Source organism: Bacillus sp. FSL H8-0547, from assembly GCA_038002745.1.
Classification (GTDB): domain Bacteria; phylum Bacillota; class Bacilli; order Bacillales; family Bacillaceae; genus Bacillus_P.
Map to the genome: position 1 here is coordinate 2822587 of JBBODD010000001.1, position 17717 is coordinate 2840303.

The window sequence follows — 17717 nt, forward strand, 5'->3', positions numbered from 1 at the left end:
AACCTGTTCAGGGTGCCGCGGAGGAGAGAATTCTTGAATCCGCACGGCACCCTGATTTTGTTTTGCTTGCAACATCATGAGGTTTTATTTATGATAGAAAACAGTGCTGTTTATGAAAAACTTTGCTCATTTATGAACAAATACGGTTATATTGCGTAAAAACGCTGTAAATAGATTGCTTACGTTTTCATAGTATCGTATCATTATGTACATATAAATTCATAATGATGACATGTTACTTTCAATAATTGTAAATGCTAACTATACATATAGATGGATTTCGAAGGAGTGTAGGAAAATGAACAATATCACGATTTATGATGTAGCCCGTGAAGCAAATGTTTCCATGGCTACAGTATCAAGGGTTGTAAACGGCAACCCGAATGTAAAACCGACAACGCGCAAAAAGGTATCTGAAGCCATAGATCGTCTCGGCTACCGCCCAAATGCCGTTGCACGGGGACTTGCCAGCAAGAAAACAACGACTGTAGGGGTTATCATTCCTGATATCTCAAGTACTTTTTATGCAGAACTTGCCCGCGGAATTGAAGATATTGCAACTATGTACAAATACAATATTATCTTGAGTAATTCAGATCAAAACCGCGACAAAGAACTTCACCTGCTGAACACGATGCTTGGGAAGCAAGTAGACGGAATTGTCTTCATGGGCGGAAATATTACAGACGAGCATGTGGATGAGTTTAAGCGCTCCCCTGTGCCGATCGTTCTTGCTGCCTCTGTTGATGTAAATGAAGTGACGCCTTCAGTAAACATCAACTATGAGCAGGCGTCTTATGATGCTGTGTCCATGCTGATTGAAAAAGGCCATAAGCGCATTGGTTATGTAACAGGACCAATGGAAGAGCCGATTAATAAAGAAATGAAAATGAAAGGCTATCTGCGTGCCCTGTCAGAAGCAGGCATCGATGCTGATGAAGCGCTGATCACAGAGGGCGACTATACGTATGATTCTGGCCTTGAAGCGTTTGAGAAAATCAATGAGCTTTCTGATAAACCGACTGCCATCTTTGCGGGTACAGATGAAATGGCGCTTGGAGTTGTACATGCCGCTCAGGACCTTGGCTATGTGATTCCAAATGATATTGAAATCATCGGATTTGACAACACGAAGCTTGCATCAATGGTCCGCCCTAAGCTGACAACCGTTGTTCAGCCGACTTATGACATCGGAGCTGTAGCTATGCGTCTGCTGACAAAGCTGATGAACAAAGAAGAAGTGGAAAATCACATCGTTGAGCTTCCGCACCGCATTGAAATAAGACAATCGACAAAATCATAATTAAAAGGCATGAATCCCTTCGATTCATGCCTTTTTTCAGGTTTAAAGAGAATGCCTGTCTTTCGTTTTGTTCTGACGGATCGGAAAAAGAGCTTTAGCAGTTGTCTGGGCATTTTTCTCTTCGATTTCAAGCTTTCTCGGGATGGCTTTATAGTCATCCTTGGAATCGTGCCAGAAGGAAGGAAGTGTGACAGGTGCTTTTGACTGCCACTGTTCAATCCATTCGATAGGCAGATTTCCTTCTGCAGGCAGATTCTTCATCTGAAGCCAGATCATCGCCCATGCCCTTGGGACAACTCTCCAAATGTCATACCCGCCGCCCCCGACGGCAATCCATTTACCTCCGCAGTACTCATCAGCGATTTCCTGAGCCAGCTTAGGAATTTCTTTGAAAATAGCGGTTGTTGTCGCGAAATGGGTAAGAGGATCATAAAAGTGTGCATCTGCCCCGTTTTGGGTAAGAATCACATCAGGCTTAAAGAAAGCGGCAACCTCCCGGATTGACTGCCTGTAGGCATCCATCCAGGATTCATCTTCAGTAAAGGCATCAAGCGGTACATTGAACGAATACCCGTAGCCCTGTCCTGCGCCGCGCTCGGTCACATTGCCTGTCCCAGGAAATAAATAGCGTCCGGTTTCATGAATGGACAGGGTGCAGACGGAAGGGTCATCGTAAAAAGTCCACTGCACGCCGTCTCCGTGATGAGCATCAGTATCGATATACAGCACTTTCGCCTGATACTTTTTCTGAATGTACTTGATTGCAACAGAACTGTCGTTGTATATGCAAAATCCGGAAGCCTTGCCGCGGAAGCCATGATGAAGTCCGCCTCCAAGATTCAAGGCTCTTTTGGATTTTCCTTCCATAACATGCTCGACTGCTGCAAGCGTGCCTCCGACAAGAAGTGCTGCGGCGTCATGCATGCCCGGAAAAATAGGTGTATCTTCCGTTCCAATTCCGTAATTCATTGCCTCTTTTTGATCGAGTTCTCCCGCTCCTGCCTTTTTTACAGCTTCGATGTACTTTTTGTCGTGAACGAGTGCAAGCTCTTCATCAGTGGCCATTCTCGGAGCTGCGAGCTCGTCATCAGACAATGCATTCATCTTTTTCAGCAGGTCATAGGTCAACTCAACTCTCAGCTGGTTGAACGGGTGGTCCTGGCTAAATTTGTACTGCTGAAAAAGAGGGGAGTAGATGAAGATATTTTCTTTCATGACGAAATCCCCGGTACATTAGGCCACAGAACAGTATAGCCTTCTTTATCAAGCTCCTCAATTAAAGGCATCGGATTCATTGTCTGAACTCTGAAGACGAGAATCTTAAACCGTTCGTCCTGATCAGGATAAACGAGCACACTCGATATATTCACATTGTGTCTGCTGAAAACAGCTGCTGCTTCTGAAAGAACTCCTGATACATTCGGAACTTTTACTTCAATCTGAGAGCCGGGCTGGTCAGCGCCTGTCAGCTGAACAAATGTATGGAGAAGATCCGTTTCGGTCACAATCCCCACTAGCTTTCCGTGTTTGATAATCGGTAGACAGCCAATTTTATGCTCATAGAAAATAGACGAGATTTCTTCGACAAAATCAAGCGGATGTCCGGTAATCGCATCTGTTTTCATAATGGATTTAAGCGGTTTATCAAGTGTTTCCCGGTCATTGGTCAGTTCGAATATGGAAGGGCTCGCATCCTTTATGTCCCTGTCTGAAACGATGCCGGAGAGCATATCGTTTCCTGACACAATAAGAATATGGCGGATCCGGTGTTCAGCCATTTTTTCGATGGCTTCAGCAATGGTTGCATCCGGCGGAAGCGTAACGACGTTTTTATTCATGATTTGTTCTACGATCATTCTTATTACCCCTTTGTTTTAAAGCATGAACGAAACATATCAGTACATAAAGCGGTTTTTGAATCTCAATTGGTCAAACTGCTGAACGGAGTCCTGATCGACTCTTTTTCCGATTTTTGCCATCAGGCAGTTTGCAGGATGAGAACTGATTTCAGGTTCATCTGTCGCATACCATTCAAGGCCGCCTGCATTCATCATCTTCTCCATGACTTTCCTGTATTCCCATACATTCAGTCCGGTTCCTTTTAGATCCCAGTGCCAATAGTACTCGGTTGTAATGGTGATGTAATCCTCCATGGCATCATCCATCATCGAAACTCTCAGAAGGTTTTTTCCCACCGAGAAGCCCCGGAATTCAGGTATGACTTCAATCGCACCAAGTTCAATCAGATTTTCCATCTTTCCTTCTGACCATCTTTCAAGAGGGTCAGGATACAAATATGTAACATACCCGACAATGGTATGGCGATTTCTTGCAATAATAATCCGGCCTTCGGGAAGTCCCGCTATTTCAATCAGCGCCTTGTGCTGCTGCTCAGGCTGCCTAAAAGCCACCAGATCCTTGTGAAATTCAAGTCCTGCCAGTTTTTCAGGCTTAATGGGTCCTTCTATAATAAGGGGGCCAAAAGGAGTTTTAATCTCTTTTGCGTTGTACGTTTTCGGGTGTTCCATTCATTCACCGCCTTTTTATTCTGCTGAACTATCATCTATTATACTAGAAAAAATAGAAAATGAAGCGTTTACACGAAAAAACCGGGATTTTTTTAAAAATTGAGAAAAGATAGAAACTGTTCTATAATAGAGGATGTATACACTGAACAAGGGGGAATTAAGATGAAGTTGGAAGCGCTGCCAGCAGCAAAGGGGAACCACAATCTTGAAGACTACCAAAAAACCTATGACCAATTTGACTGGTCTGAGGCAGAAAAAAACCTCTCGTGGTCGGAAACAGGAAGAATCAATGCTGCATACGAAGCAATTGACAAACATGCAGAATCTTTCCGGAAGAACAAGGTTGCCTTGTACTACCGGGACCCTGAAAGAGAAGAGAAGTATACGTTTAAAGAAATGAAAGAACACTCAAATAAAGCAGGGAATATCCTCCGTCAATGTGCAGATGTTGAAAAAGGCGACAGAGTGTTTGTCTTCATGCCGAGAACGCCTGAGCTTTATTTTACCGTCCTTGGAGCCATCAAACTGGGTGCCATCGTAGGTCCTTTATTTGAGGCATTCATGGAGGGGGCAGTAAGCGACCGGCTGAAAGACAGTGAGGCTAAGGTCATTGTGACAACGCCTGAACTGCTTGAGCGGGTTCCGTTCAACGATCTGCCTGCTTTAAAGCATGTTGTCTTAGTCGGAGAAAATGTAAATGAAGACGGTCCGTACATAGATTTCCTTACAAGAATGAAAACCGCGAGCAAGAAGCTCGAAATAGAATGGGTGGAAAAGACGGACGGACTTCTGCTTCATTACACGTCCGGTTCGACAGGAAAACCTAAAGGCGTGCTTCATGTCCATCAGGCAATGGTCCAGCATTACCAGACAGGCAGCTGGGTTCTTGATCTGAAGGAAGATGACGTTTACTGGTGCACAGCAGATCCAGGCTGGGTAACGGGTACAGTCTACGGCATTTTCGGACCATGGCTTCACGGTGCATCAAATGTCATTGTTGGGGGCAGATTCAAGCCTGAGCATTGGTATGAAACAATCCAAAACTATGGCGTTACCGTCTGGTACAGTGCGCCGACTGCCTTCCGCATGCTGATGGGAGCAGGAGACGAGCTCGTTAAACAATATGATTTGAGCTCATTAAGACATGTTTTGAGTGTCGGAGAGCCTCTCAACCCTGAAGTTGTCAGATGGGGAGTAAAAGTGTTTGATAACCGGATCCATGATACGTGGTGGATGACTGAAACAGGCGCGCAGGTGATCTGCAACTACCCGTCCATGGAAATTAAACCAGGCTCAATGGGCAAACCGATTCCGGGTGTCGAGGCTGCCATCGTGGACGACCAGGGAAATGAAGTGCCGCCGTACCGCATGGGCAACCTTGCGATTAAAAAAGGCTGGCCTTCCATGATGCACGCGATCTGGAACAACAAAGAAAAGTACGAATCCTATTTCATGCCGGGCGACTGGTATGTATCAGGTGACTCTGCCTATAAGGATGAAGACGGCTATTACTGGTTCCAGGGAAGAATTGATGACGTCATCATGACTTCCGGTGAGCGCGTAGGGCCGTTTGAAGTGGAAAGCAAGCTTGTCGAACACCCTGCCATCGCAGAAGCAGGCGTCATCGGCAAACCTGATCCGGTCCGCGGCGAGATCATCAAAGCGTTTGTCGCCCTTCGCGACGGCTATGAGGCGACGGATGAGCTCAAAGAAGAAATCCGCAACTTCGTCAAAAAAGGCCTTGCTGCGCACGCGGCTCCGCGCGAAATCGAATTCCGCGACAAGCTGCCTAAAACACGCAGCGGAAAAATCATGCGCCGTGTCCTGAAAGCATGGGAACTTGACCTTCCGACAGGTGACTTGTCGACGATGGAAGATTAAAGAACTAATAGAACAAGGAAAATCCGAACTGAGGTAATTAGTTCGGATTTTTTCTGTTGGGAAGGATTTTGGTTTGTGCTGCCACTTTCTTGGTGCTTAAACCTCGGTTTGTGGCGCCACTTGGCGGAGTGCAGGCACTCTCTCGAGGGTGGAAGCTTCGTTGTGGCGCCATTCGTTGGAGTGGAGCCACTTTCTCGGTGGTGGTACCTTTATTTGTGGCGTCACTCGGTGGAGTACAGCCACTTTCTTGGTGGTGGAATCTTCGTTTGTGGCGTCACTCGGCGGAGTGTTGCCACTTTCTCGAGGGTGGAATCTTCGTTGTGGCGCCACTCAGTGGAGTGTTGCCACTTTCTCGGTGGTGGAACCTTTATTTGTGGCGCCACTCGGTGGAGTACAGCCACTTTCTTGGTGGTGGAATCTTCGTTTGTGGCACCACTACCTGAATCTAAAAAAGGATGCCCGCTGCGGGCATCCTTTTAAATCATCATCCATTCGGTTTTTCAGGCGGTGTCTGAGGTTCGCCAGGTGGTTTTGCCGGCTCTCCCGGTTTTGGTTTTTCAGGCTGAGCCGGCGGCTTAGGCTCCGCAGGCTTTGGTTCAGACGGCTTCGGTTCAGCAGGCTTAGGCACTGCAGGTTTTGGAGCGGCCGGTTTTTCTGCCTGGTAGCTGCCGCTTTTCACAATGGCGGAAGCAGGTGATTCTTTTCCGGCTACATCAACTGCTGTAACGTAGTAGGCTGCCGGAGAGCCGCCAAGTGATGCGGACAGGCTCTTGGAAGCTGGAATGCTGGCAACTTTTTTAAAGTCTTTAGAGAAGTTGCCGGCTGCATATACGCGGTATCCGATGACATCAGAATCTCCGCTTATGTTCCAGGCAAGAGAGCTGCCGCTTATTCTGACACCTGATACTTGCCTTGGAACCGCACCGTTGTCCCTGATCTCATTTCCGTCGGTGACGACAATTTTTCCCCAGTTTGTTTTGTTTGGCAGCAGTTCTTTTAAATCGCTGAAGCTGCTGAGGTTATGCATTTCAAGGATTTCCTTCTTCAGCATCGGGCCCTGCTGGACAAATTCAGCCGGTGCAGAAGGCGGAACCTGGTACGCACGGTCTTTAACGAATACATATTTACCCGATGTCAGACTGTCATCTGTCTTAGAAGGCACAAACTTGGCGTTGAAAAGATCTGTTGTAACCAGTCCTGCCTGCTGGCACATCGCAGACGGAAGGTCCCCTGAAAGGGCGCAGTAGGATCTCTGGACAATTCCGCCCGGCATTTTAAATGTAGACTTTGGAGCGATCAGTCCAGGGTTTACTTCATGTGCAGCATTCATCATCTTCGACCATAGAAGGATGTTCCGCTTGCTGTAGGACATGCCTTTATACTCTTTATCCACTGATTTAGGTGTATCATAGCCAAGCCATGTTCCAAAAGAGACGCTTGGATTGGAGGCTACAAACCAAATATCTTTGTACTCCTGGCTCGTTCCCGTTTTTCCGGCCCAGTCTGCACTGAATGACAAATAGTTTTTCGCAGACGATCCGGTCCCTGATTGAACGACATCTCTCATCATATCAATGGTCAAGTAAGAAGTTTGGGGAGTGAATACGTCTACAGCCTTTGACTGGTGCTGGTAAATGACTTCCCCTGATTTGGTTTCTATTTTTTCAATCAAGTAAGCATCAACAAACTTGCCGCCGTTTGCAAAGGTAGCATAGGCGTTCACGTTTTCTTCCACTGTCACTCCATTGGTCAGTCCGCCGATGGCAACAGCGGGGGCTCCGATATCATTTTTATGAATACTGGTCATGCCCATCTTTTTGAGATATTCAGTAGGATTTTGATCCATAACCCTCATATATGATTTAATGGCAGGGATGTTATAGGATTTCTCAAGAGCAAAACGTGCACTTGTAAAGCCGTGGAACCTGCCGTCAAAGTTTTTAGGCTTCCATCCCCGAACGTCCATCGGAACATCTGCAAGAACGGAACCAGGCTGAAGTTTTCCGACTTCCATGGCAGGGGCATAGGCAAGGAGAGGCTTCATCGTTGAACCATTTGACCGGTACGAATCTGTCGCATGATTCGTCTCTGAAACATTGTGATCTCTTCCCCCGACAAAGCTGAGGATCTTTCCGGTTTTGTTCTCAATTAATACAGCGCCGACTTCTACCGGTTCCTGTACCTGAATCTTTTTGCCTGTTTCTTTATCAATCTTGTATTCTGGTTTGCTGTTGCCGTAATATTCATAGGATTTGGCAATGGCATTCATTTTATCGTACATCGTTTTATTGACAGTGGTGTGAATCTTGTAGCCGTTTTGTCTTAGATTTCTGTCAGCTAAAGCCTTGTATTCGGCATAGAGTTCTTTATTTTGCTTTAATTCATCGAGTTTGCGGCCGTCTTTTTCCGCGAGCTGGGCAAGAAGAATATCTCTCGCGCGTTCTTCGATTTCGTAGGTGAGCCAAGGATATTCATCAACTGATGAGGGTTTTGCGGCTGTTAAGCTTTTTCTGAGGTCGAATTTGCTTGCTTCCTGGAATTCCTGCTGGGTAATAAAGCCTTTGTTATGCATGCGGCGCAGAACGGTTTTCATTCTTGATGTTCCCGCATCAAGATTTCCTTTAATTTCCCCTCTGTTTGTAAACGGAGTATAGCCAAACGGGCTTTGCGGAAGTCCCGCAATAAACGCAGCCTGAGGAAGGGACAGGTCTTTTGCATCGACTCCAAAAATGCCTTGAGCAGCTGCCTGTACTCCCGCGACATTTCTGCCTGATGCATTTCTTCCAAGATCCGCTACATTCAAGTAAGCTTCAAGAATCTCTTCTTTTTCAAAAAAACGTTCAAGTCTGAGGGCTAGCAGAATTTCTTTTGCTTTTCGGTCAAAAGAAACTTCATCGGTCAGGATCTGATTTTTGATTAGCTGCTGTGTCAGCGTGCTTCCGCCTGAGCGGTTAGCCGAGTTGGTTGCTTCCTGAAAAAGGGCGCGCATAATGGCTTTAGGAACAACGCCATCATGCTTATAGAAAAATTCATCTTCTGTCGCAATTACGGCATTTTTCACATGATCCGAAATATCCGCTAGCTTTACTTCCTGCCGTTCAATATCTGCCTGAAGCTTGCCGAGGTAAACATTATCCGAAAAATAAACCTGTGAGGTTTCTTCATAATTGTAGATGTCTTTTTTCATTGAATTGTATGTGCGGAGAGGTTCATCTTTTACGAGAGAAGCAAAATACCCTGCTCCTACGCCCGCACCGAAAGAAGCCGTCAGTAAACCGATTACAATAAACACAAGCACCAGGTTCCAGATGACTCCATATGTAATGTTAAACCCTTTAATTGTTCTATGTTTGTAAGGCATCCATTTTCTGTACCACGTTCTAAGTTTATCCATGAGCGTATCATCCCCCTATACAATCACTTCATTATATCATATAAAAACGGTTCTTTTGTATGATCTTGTCAAATCGGGGCGGATCGTTTGACAAGTCATGCTGAGTTGTGGTAAAAAAGATTTATTATTATTTTATTGCTTTGATTGGAAGAAGTAGTGAACATCTCCCTGTCTCAGAAAGCTGATGGTCGATGCAAATCAGCACAAAGATGGATCATGAATTACCTCCAGGAGCTTCTTTTGTGAACGGCAGATCTGCCAATTAGCGGAAGACGGTTAAAGGCCGTTATCTTTTCGAGACGGGAAGCATGCTTCCCAAAGCAGGGTGGTACCGCGTATTCCACGCCCCTTCATTTTATGAAGGGGCGTTTTTGTATTTTATGAAAAAGGAGAGAAGCAAAATGAGTGAATTGCTCAAAGATCTTCAGTTCAGAGGATTGATTAATCAAATGACAGACGAAGAAGGCCTGAAAAAGGTGCTTGAAGAGGAGTCTGTTAAGCTATATACAGGATTTGACCCGACAGCAGACAGCCTGCACATCGGCCATCTGCTTCCAATCTTAACGCTTCGCCGTTTCCAGCAGGCAGGACACCGTCCGATTGCCCTCGTAGGGGGAGCAACAGGGATGATTGGAGATCCATCCGGCAAAAAAGCGGAACGTACGCTGAATACATCTGATATCGTCAAAGAATGGTCAGATAAAATTAAAAACCAGTTGTCACGTTTCCTTGATTTTGATCCTTCAGGCAAAAATCCTGCCGTACTTGCAAACAACTTCGACTGGATCGGTTCAATGGATCTGATTACGTTCCTGAGAGATGTGGGCAAAAACTTCGGCATTAACTACATGCTTGCTAAAGATACGGTTGCATCAAGAATCGAATCCGGCATATCATACACAGAATTCAGCTACATGATTCTGCAATCATACGACTTCCTGAACCTTTACAGAACAGAAGGCTGCAGACTTCAGGTTGGAGGAAGCGATCAGTGGGGCAACATTACAGCAGGCCTTGAGCTGATCCGCAAATCAGAAGAAAATGCAAAAGCGTTCGGTTTAACTGTACCGCTTGTAACAAAATCAGACGGAACGAAATTTGGCAAAACTGAAGGCGGCGCAATCTGGCTTGATAAAGAGAAGACAACGCCTTACGAATTCTACCAGTTCTGGATCAACACAGACGACCGCGACGTCATCAAATACATCAAGTTTTTCACGTTCCTTTCTCATGAAGAAATCGGTTCACTGGAGCAGCAGCTGACAGATGCGCCGGAAAAACGCGCAGCACAGAAAGCACTCGCTGAAGAAATGACAAAGCTTGTCCATGGCGAGAAATCACTCGAACAGGCGATTAAAATCTCACAGGCACTTTTCAGCGGCAACATTAAAGAGCTGACTGGCGACGAAATCGAACAGGGCTTCAAAGACGTTCCTGCCTTTACAGTAGAAGAGAACGAAATCGGCCTGATTGACCTTTTAGTCAATGCCAAAATTTCTCCTTCAAAACGCCAGGCGAGAGAAGACGTATCAAACGGAGCGGTTTACATTAACGGCGAACGTGTTCAGGAAACAGACAAAGTTCTTGGAGCCGAACACCGCATTGACGGCAAATTCACCGTCATCCGAAGAGGGAAGAAGAAGTACACGCTGATTCAGTATAAGTAATATGGGAAAGCCTCTATTTTATAGGGGCTTTTTTTCTTTCCAAAATTTACTCTCCAAATCCTCTCCCAATAAGTTGTAAACGAACGTGTGTTTGCATATAATGGAGGGAGAGAAAAGGAGCTGACAGTATGAACGGATTAGTTGAGAGGTCGATGAATCAAAAGCTTCCGATTGAAATTATTTATCTTTCTGAAAAAGGAGCTCTGACTCAGAGAACAATCGCTGTGAGGGAAATGCGCGGCAGTTATGTGAAGGCGTACTGTTTTTCAAAGCAGCAGGTGAGGATCTTTAAAATAGAAAATATTTTGTCCGCCGGTGTGAAGGGAAAACGAGTAAATTATGCGTAGTTATAGAAAAAACGGGTGGCGAAACAAAGAAACAAAACCTGCCTTTGTTCCATCTTTTTAAAGAAAAAATAAAGGCAGGTCTTAGGCAAACCTAGACGTTTTGTTTATGAATACTCTCTGTTCCGGCGTCCATCGCAGTCTTGTAATACCAGCATTTATGATGAATGATTTCCATCGTCTTTTTCAGTTCTTCCATTTGAGCCTCTACACTTGCCTTACGTTCCATAAACATTTCATACCTCTGTTTTAACGTAGAATCTCCCTCAGAACACCAATCTATAAATGCTTTGATTTCTTTTATGGGCATTCCAGTGGATTTCAGGCATTCAATAATTCTTAAAGCTTCTATATCTGATTCCTTAAACACTCTTGTACCGCTGGGTGTCCGTTCTACAAAAGGCATCAGGCCTTCTTTATCATAATAGCGCAAAGTATATACGGTAAGGTTTAATTCCTTTGCTGCTTCTCCAATGGAATATGTATTCATGCTTCATCTCCTCCAGTATAAATTTAAACCTGCAGTTAACTTGAGATTTGTGAATTGAATCGTATCACGAGCTGTTTTGCGTGTCAAAAAAGTCATTTAATTGTTCAGTGCAGCTCTATCTTTACTCTTGACCTAGAGTTAACTATAAGGAATAACATGGAGACTGCAGGGGAGAAATAAGAAGTCGTAAATGAGCGTATTCAAACGTATTGACAGGGAGGATTATAATGGACATTCATGATTTTCTGGCGCACTTAAACAGGGGAGAAGCGGTGGAGGGACATTCAGAGATGCATCAGCTTATGCACACATTTTCTCAAGAAGCCATGAAGATAGCGGCTGAGTTAAACGGAGGTTACCGTACTCCCCAAGAAGTTCAGGAACTGTTTTCGCAGCTGATTGGTAAACCGGTGGATCCTTCATTTGCATTATTCCCGCCATTTTATACGGATTTTGGGAAAAACATTCATGTGGGCAAGAACGTTTTTATCAACTCTGGATGCCGCTTTCAGGATCAGGGAGGAATTAAGATTGGCGATGGTGCACTCATTGGGCATAATGTTGTGCTGGCTACTCTTAATCATGACATCGATCCCGGAAAGCGCAGCACTTTGCATCCTGCGCCAATTACCATTGGCACCAACGTCTGGATAGGTGCAAATGCCACCATCCTTCCAGGTGTAACCATAGGTGATGGGGCAATTATTGCTGCTGGCGCAGTTGTAACAAAGGATGTGCCGCCAAATGTCATTGCAGGCGGTGTGCCCGCGAAAATGATAAAGAAAATAGAACCTGATCAGGATTAAAACAGACCTGTGAACTATTTTATATGGGGTGCCGGAATATGAGAATTTCAGTCCTCTGTTTGTTTCTCTGCAGCTTTGCCCTGACTGCCTGCACCGGCAGTGAAAGGGAACTTAGCCGGGAAAACTCACTTCAGGAAACGGGGAAGAGTGGTATGACAGATCAGATGATTGATGTGACACTAACAATTGGGGAACAGGTATTTTCTGCAAAACTTTATGACCATCAAACGACCCGGGCATTCATTGAGAAACTGCCCCTGAGTATGAATATGAACGATCATAATCGCAATGAAAAATTCTACAATTTTTCAGATGTTCTTCCTGAAGATTCAGAAGTGCCTGGAGAGATTTGGGCAGGAGATATCATGCTGTACGGAGATAACTGTCTTGTGCTGTTCTATGAAAGTTTCTCGAGTACTTATCGTTATACAAGAATGGGATTTATTGAGGACCCAGCGGGTTTTGCTCAAGCTGCAGGAGCGGGAGATGTAACTGTTGCTTTTGATCTGGCTGAAAATAGGAAGTAACAAGCAAAAGAAATGATTTAGACAGTTAACTGCAGGAAAAACATTTACCGGATAGAATAGAGAGGACATGCAGTTTAATTTAATTTGAAAGGAGAAAACAGATTGAGTATGGAAAAAATCTGTATAAAGGAGCGGTAAATGATGTTCAATAAAAAAGATAAAAATGCCAATAAACGTTTTGATGAAAAGCTGATACAGACCTCTCAGCATGGAAGCCTAATATCTCTATGGGTTGACCGTCAAACAGGTGTTAACTATTTATACACTTGGAGTGCGCAAGGCTGCACTCTCACACCTTTGTTAGATGAGCATGGTAAAGTAATAGTGGATCAGATAGAAGCTGATTAATTTTAAAGATGATCGTTTTTTACTATCCCTGCAAATGTAAGCGTGATTAGTGGCTGTTTGAAAAAAACTTTTTATAAAAGAGTGACATTTTTCGCGCAGTATAATGTGCATCCGTGCCTATAACAGCAGACAAAGGCCCACTAAGCAAACTCAGATTGGGTTTAATCATGCAAAAAATCGTCTGCCCAAGATTTTTTAAAATATAGATTTTATCGATTCCGCAAAATCTTCCAAAACTGGCAAGGGGAGAATACATTATTCTAAAAGCTGAAAATAAACAAAAAACCCTAGACCTTGGTTTAACAAGGTTTCTAGGGTTTTTACATTGCTCTTTAAAGAGCGAATGAATTAACAAGAGTAGAACTCTATAGCTTGAAAAACCTATTATTTTTAGGTTTTGAGAAAGACTTTTGAAAACCTTCACCAATTTGGGCAAATTTAACGAGATATTAGTAATTAACATAATAATAACTTTAAAGAATTAATTGACGTTCTAATAATTTCTATATTTTATAAATAATAGTAAATTAATCCATATATTAGACTGATATACCTATCGTAAAGACAATACAATAGGAGGATAAGATATGTATGTAGATCCAGGATCAAAAAAAGAGACTCATCTAAGTTCAATAGTCAAAGTACAGCTATTTCAGCAATAGAAAGTGCTTTGATTGCTAATTCTAACGAAATATCAAAGTGGTTGTTAGACGATAATGCTACTAGTTCAAAAAGCTTGACACATAAAATTGATTTTTCAATAGGTAAAGGTTATAGCTCAGGTGGATCTAGCCTAGACAAAAATCTTCAAGGTGTGTTTATGCTAATTAAAAAAGATAGGAACTCGGAGACTGGATTTAGCATAGTAACAGCATATCCTAGAAAACAATAAAAAGGAGTAAGAATGATGAATATCAATGAGGAGTATGAATGGTTCAAATTTTTTTTCGATTGCTACTATAACCAATCCTTTGATGGGAGTTTAGATGAGAGATTTGTCGATATACTGGATTCTGAGAAAGAGTGGGTAATACAGAAGTTAAGGCAAGAAATTTTGGAATTGGAAAAAGTTCATGTCGAAAAAGATATCAAAAAATGGAATGAAATTGAAATTTTAGTCCATGATAATAGTTTAAGGTATCTACCATTTGATTTTGGAGAAGAATTTATCAAAACGGCAAAAAAACATCTATTTTAATAAAAGGCGGGTATCTTGCGTAAATAAAATATTAATTTCTCTCAAAGTTGTCTAACATTTTGTAATAACGTTTAACTTTATGTGCTAATGACCCAAAATCTAAAATAACAGTTACTTTTGTTCTGAAACAGATAAGAGGCTTCCCGATAGTTTTAGGGAAGCCTTTTTTGCTATTTTATTGTTGTCTCCAATTATATCTTATAAACAGGAAATCTTTAAACAAGATAGAGGGGGATTAATAGTTAGAGGTGATCTGTCCACTTGTTTTATTACCCCAAAACCTCCCCCAATCTCCCCCAAATAAATACGTTATTATGTGTTATTCTAAGAACCAAACAAATTAAAAAAACCCTAGAAAAGCCGTTTTATCAACGTTTCTAGGGTTTTATAAAAGTTATTTAAGAACCACTTTACTTAACGAGAGTAGAACTCAACGATAAGAGCTTCGTTAATTTCAGCAGGCATTTCAGAACGCTCTGGAAGACGAGTGAAAGTACCTTCTAATTTGTCAGCATCGAAAGTTAGGAAATCAGGAACGAAGTTGTTTACTTCGATAGATTCTTTAACGATGTCAAGGTTGCGAGATTTTTCGCGAAGTGTAACTGTTTGACCTGGCTTCACTTGGTATGATGGAATGTCTACGCGGCTTCCATCAACCATGATGTGGCCATGGTTAACAACTTGGCGTGCCTGGCGGCGAGTGCGAGCTAGGCCTAAACGATAAACAACGTTGTCAAGACGTGATTCAAGAAGAATCATGAAGTTTTCACCGTGTTTACCAGTCATTTTAGCAGCTTTGTCAAATGTGTTGCGGAATTGACGCTCGTTCACACCGAACATGTGGCGAAGCTTTTGTTTTTCTTGAAGCTGTAAGCCGTACTCAGAAAGTTTTTTACGCTGAGTCGGGCCGTGCTGACCTGGTGCGAATGGACGCTTTTCTAATTCTTTACCTGTTCCGCTTAATGAAATTCCCAGACGGCGGGAAAGTTTCCAACTTGGACCTGTATAACGAGACATAGATGTCTCCTCCTTACATGTTTTTATTTGGCATAAAATAAAAACAGACTGACCCTGACTGAGTGCACATTTTGTTTTCATATATCCTCGCTCCAGCAGCAGAGAGTTACACGATACACCTCATCACAGAGGAACAAAATGAAATCACAGCAGTGGTATCAATAGGCTGCGAATATTTATTTTACACAACGATCATTATATAATTTTGATATTTGAAAGTCAACAATCTATTAAGAAAGACGATAATACAAATAGAGGAAATAACACATTCGGATAAGAAATTGGAAAAAAATATATGTTATACTGAAGTAACGAAAGCTGATTCGGACATACGGGGGATTTTTGTGACAAGTCATTCTGAATACATACTACTATCCATTAAAAGTTCTTTTTTTGATTATATCAGCAGTCAGGCACGTCCGTACAGCAGACAGGCAGAGGAATATGCTGTCAGCTGCCTCCAATCATATTTAAGTGCAGAGTGTGTTTCTTTTTTTGAGCGCAAAGAGGATCAGTACCTGTTGATTGCTGCAAGTTCGCATTCCTACCACACGGTGCCCTTCAGACAGAAACGCTCATTAATTGAGCGGACAGAGTCAAGGGTTGACCTTATGCTTTCTGAGGGATTCCTGCTTTCCGTAACAGAGAAGGAACACGTTTTCGATGAAGATTTTTATAGACTTTTAACTAAAGAGTGCAATCATTTTCTTGCTTACTTTCAGCGCCTTCAAAAGAAAACGGAAATGGAAAAAAACTATCAGGAGCTTTATGCGCTTACTAAAAAGCTTCATGCGACGATGAATAAGGATGAAGTGTTAAATCAATTCATTTTTTCTCTTCAGAAATTGTTTCCTGACTACCTGTTTTATTTATTTTTATCGCATGACAGTGACAGCAGACATGAACTGCCGGTGAAAGAGTTCGATTACGAAGGAACAGGCAGTGCGAGCGCAATGGAAGCCTATTTGACGGGAGAGATTAAATGGGATGCCCCGGAGTCTGCAAACCAGGTAATTTTGTATGCGCCGCTTAAAGGGAACCAGGGCATATACGGTGTAGTCGAGGTTACTCAGCAGAACCGGTCTGAACTGGACGAGGATGAAACGGTGATGACGGCTTCACTTGCAGAAGCTGCCGGTCATGCTTATGAAAATGCCAAACTCTACGAACAGTCGAAAAAACTGGTTTCTGATTTGCAGCTCATCAATGAGACATCTCACAAACTCAACAAAAACTTAAGGCTGATCGATACGATGACTTATATGTCGGACAGGATTATCCGTTCTTTTTCTGCTGATGAGACCGGCTTCTTTTATACCAGCAGCGAAGGCGGAACACGGATGCTGCCTGGCAGCACTTCTTTTTTTAAGACTGAGGGTGCAGATTTTTACCTGAGACTTGCAGAAAGCAGAGTGAGACAGGAGCTTGAAGGAGTATTCATCGGTGACTTAAAGGTGAAAGATGCCGCTTTTTCTTCCATGATTGCCATTCCGATGGTGCAAAGGGATGAATTGAAGGGTTTTGCTGTTATTTTGCACAGAGAACCCTATGCGTTCACGTTTGAAATGTTTAAATTGATGCAGTCGCTCATTCACCATTCAACGCTTGCATTAATGAACTCCATGCTGAGAGAAGAACTTGAACTGCTTGTGATTACAGACCACCTTACAAAACTTTATTCCCGCAATTATCTGGATGATTCGGTGCACCACTCTCTTAAAACAGACAGCCAGGGAGCACTTATCTTAATGGATATTGATGATTTTAAAGCCGTTAATGATACGCACGGACATCAGACAGGGGACGATGTGTTAATTCAGGTGGCCGGCATCATTATGAACAGCATCAGAAAAAATGATGTTGGAGCCAGATGGGGCGGTGAGGAGCTTGCCGTTTACTTGCCTCAGGCTGACCCTCATTTTGGCATCGAACTTGCGAACCGCATCGTTGAGTCTGTAAAGAATGAGACCTTTCCGTCTGTTACCATTTCGTGCGGCGTCGCCCACTGGACGGCAGAGGAGCCTGAATCACTGAAAAGAATGATAAGAAGAGCGGATCAGGCGCTTTACAAAGCAAAAGAAAACGGAAAGAACTGCGTTGTCTTTCATGAAGAATCAGAGGTCGTGCACGAGACCTCCTGATGCTTCTTTTTTTATGATAATAAGAAAGCGCTTTCAAAATAAGCTAGTTTATCATATGATATGTAAGGCAGCA

15 protein-coding genes and 1 other annotated feature are annotated in these 17717 nt (G+C 43.2%); of the genes, 9 read left to right on the forward strand and 6 right to left on the reverse strand.

Annotated features, from left to right (window positions below):
• The first annotated feature begins 232 nt into the window (after positions 1–232).
• Positions 233–1303 carry a catabolite control protein A gene (gene ccpA, locus MHB63_13900; GenBank protein ID MEK3807610.1) on the forward strand — a complete coding sequence of 357 codons (1071 nt, stop codon included), beginning with the start codon at positions 233–235 and terminating at the stop codon, positions 1301–1303.
• Between the two features lie 42 nt (positions 1304–1345).
• Here the strand turns inward: ccpA and MHB63_13905 are convergent, their stop codons facing one another.
• From MHB63_13905 to MHB63_13915, 3 genes are read right to left on the reverse strand one after another with little or no spacing between them, the layout of a single operon-like run.
• Entirely contained in the window at positions 1346–2518 is a 1173-nt protein-coding gene (locus MHB63_13905; GenBank protein MEK3807611.1) for an acetoin utilization protein AcuC, read from the reverse strand.
• On the reverse strand, positions 2515–3159 hold the full coding sequence (locus MHB63_13910) for an acetoin utilization AcuB family protein (GenBank protein ID MEK3807612.1): 645 nt from the start codon (positions 3157–3159) through the stop codon (positions 2515–2517). Before MHB63_13910 ends, MHB63_13905 begins: the two co-directional genes overlap by 4 nt.
• A 39-nt stretch (positions 3160–3198) precedes the next feature.
• Positions 3199–3831 (reverse strand): GNAT family N-acetyltransferase, encoded by a 633-nt coding sequence (locus MHB63_13915; GenBank protein MEK3807613.1) that lies wholly within the window; start codon positions 3829–3831, stop codon positions 3199–3201.
• A 162-nt stretch (positions 3832–3993) separates the two neighbouring features.
• Between MHB63_13915 and acsA the strand changes: the two genes are divergently transcribed.
• Positions 3994–5712, forward strand: a complete 1719-nt coding sequence (acsA, locus tag MHB63_13920; protein MEK3807614.1) for an acetate--CoA ligase — start codon at positions 3994–3996, stop codon at positions 5710–5712.
• 484 nt (positions 5713–6196) lie between these two features.
• Here the strand turns inward: acsA and MHB63_13925 are convergent, their stop codons facing one another.
• Positions 6197–9106 (reverse strand): transglycosylase domain-containing protein, encoded by a 2910-nt coding sequence (locus MHB63_13925; GenBank protein MEK3807615.1) that lies wholly within the window; start codon positions 9104–9106, stop codon positions 6197–6199.
• Between the two features lie 131 nt (positions 9107–9237).
• Positions 9238–9459, forward strand: a binding site (T-box leader).
• A gap of 48 nt (positions 9460–9507) precedes the next feature.
• On the opposite strand from MHB63_13925, the gene tyrS reads away from it, so the two are divergent.
• Entirely contained in the window at positions 9508–10773 is a 1266-nt protein-coding gene (gene tyrS, locus MHB63_13930) for a tyrosine--tRNA ligase (GenBank protein MEK3807616.1), read from the forward strand.
• 128 nt (positions 10774–10901) lie between these two features.
• Entirely contained in the window at positions 10902–11120 is a 219-nt protein-coding gene (locus MHB63_13935; GenBank protein MEK3807617.1) for a hypothetical protein, read from the forward strand.
• A 91-nt stretch (positions 11121–11211) separates the two neighbouring features.
• On the opposite strand, the gene MHB63_13940 is transcribed toward MHB63_13935, so the two are convergent.
• Positions 11212–11607, reverse strand: coding sequence for a MerR family transcriptional regulator (locus MHB63_13940; protein MEK3807618.1), 396 nt, complete (start codon positions 11605–11607; stop codon positions 11212–11214).
• A 227-nt stretch (positions 11608–11834) separates the two neighbouring features.
• On the opposite strand from MHB63_13940, the gene MHB63_13945 reads away from it, so the two are divergent.
• The 4 genes from MHB63_13945 to MHB63_13960 all read left to right on the forward strand — a co-directional run bounded on the left by MHB63_13945 (position 11835) and on the right by MHB63_13960 (position 14486).
• A complete protein-coding gene (locus MHB63_13945) occupies positions 11835–12413 on the forward strand; it encodes a sugar O-acetyltransferase (GenBank protein ID MEK3807619.1) in 579 nt (192 codons plus the stop codon).
• Between the two features lie 152 nt (positions 12414–12565).
• Positions 12566–12940 (forward strand): cyclophilin-like fold protein, encoded by a 375-nt coding sequence (locus tag MHB63_13950; protein MEK3807620.1) that lies wholly within the window; start codon positions 12566–12568, stop codon positions 12938–12940.
• Between the two features lie 141 nt (positions 12941–13081).
• Positions 13082–13288, forward strand: coding sequence for a DUF6440 family protein (locus MHB63_13955; GenBank protein ID MEK3807621.1), 207 nt, complete (start codon positions 13082–13084; stop codon positions 13286–13288).
• A 907-nt stretch (positions 13289–14195) separates the two neighbouring features.
• Positions 14196–14486 carry a hypothetical protein gene (locus MHB63_13960; protein ID MEK3807622.1) on the forward strand — a complete coding sequence of 97 codons (291 nt, stop codon included), beginning with the start codon at positions 14196–14198 and terminating at the stop codon, positions 14484–14486.
• A 414-nt stretch (positions 14487–14900) separates the two neighbouring features.
• Here the strand turns inward: MHB63_13960 and rpsD are convergent, their stop codons facing one another.
• A complete protein-coding gene (rpsD, locus tag MHB63_13965; protein ID MEK3807623.1) occupies positions 14901–15503 on the reverse strand; it encodes a 30S ribosomal protein S4 in 603 nt (200 codons plus the stop codon).
• 344 nt (positions 15504–15847) lie between these two features.
• Between rpsD and MHB63_13970 the strand changes: the two genes are divergently transcribed.
• Entirely contained in the window at positions 15848–17644 is a 1797-nt protein-coding gene (locus tag MHB63_13970; protein MEK3807624.1) for a sensor domain-containing diguanylate cyclase, read from the forward strand.
• The last annotated feature ends 73 nt before the right edge of the window (positions 17645–17717 follow it).

Excerpts from the sequence above, each read along its gene's own strand:
- MHB63_13905 (MEK3807611.1), bottom strand. The coding sequence starts at position 2,518 with ATGAAAGAAAATATCTTCATCTACTCCCCTCTTTTTCAGCAGTACAAA.
- MHB63_13945 (MEK3807619.1), top strand. The coding sequence starts at position 11,835 with ATGGACATTCATGATTTTCTGGCGCACTTAAACAGGGGAGAAGCGGTG.
- MHB63_13960 (MEK3807622.1), top strand. The coding sequence starts at position 14,196 with ATGAATATCAATGAGGAGTATGAATGGTTCAAATTTTTTTTCGATTGC.
- MHB63_13955 (MEK3807621.1), top strand. The coding sequence starts at position 13,082 with ATGTTCAATAAAAAAGATAAAAATGCCAATAAACGTTTTGATGAAAAG.
- MHB63_13940 (MEK3807618.1), bottom strand. The coding sequence starts at position 11,607 with ATGAATACATATTCCATTGGAGAAGCAGCAAAGGAATTAAACCTTACC.
- MHB63_13950 (MEK3807620.1), top strand. The coding sequence starts at position 12,566 with ATGACAGATCAGATGATTGATGTGACACTAACAATTGGGGAACAGGTA.
- rpsD (MEK3807623.1), bottom strand. The coding sequence starts at position 15,503 with ATGTCTCGTTATACAGGTCCAAGTTGGAAACTTTCCCGCCGTCTGGGA.
- acsA (MEK3807614.1), top strand. The coding sequence starts at position 3,994 with ATGAAGTTGGAAGCGCTGCCAGCAGCAAAGGGGAACCACAATCTTGAA.
- MHB63_13935 (MEK3807617.1), top strand. The coding sequence starts at position 10,902 with ATGAACGGATTAGTTGAGAGGTCGATGAATCAAAAGCTTCCGATTGAA.
- MHB63_13915 (MEK3807613.1), bottom strand. The coding sequence starts at position 3,831 with ATGGAACACCCGAAAACGTACAACGCAAAAGAGATTAAAACTCCTTTT.
- MHB63_13925 (MEK3807615.1), bottom strand. The coding sequence starts at position 9,106 with ATGGATAAACTTAGAACGTGGTACAGAAAATGGATGCCTTACAAACAT.
- ccpA (MEK3807610.1), top strand. The coding sequence starts at position 233 with ATGTTACTTTCAATAATTGTAAATGCTAACTATACATATAGATGGATT.
- tyrS (MEK3807616.1), top strand. The coding sequence starts at position 9,508 with ATGAGTGAATTGCTCAAAGATCTTCAGTTCAGAGGATTGATTAATCAA.
- MHB63_13910 (MEK3807612.1), bottom strand. The coding sequence starts at position 3,159 with ATGATCGTAGAACAAATCATGAATAAAAACGTCGTTACGCTTCCGCCG.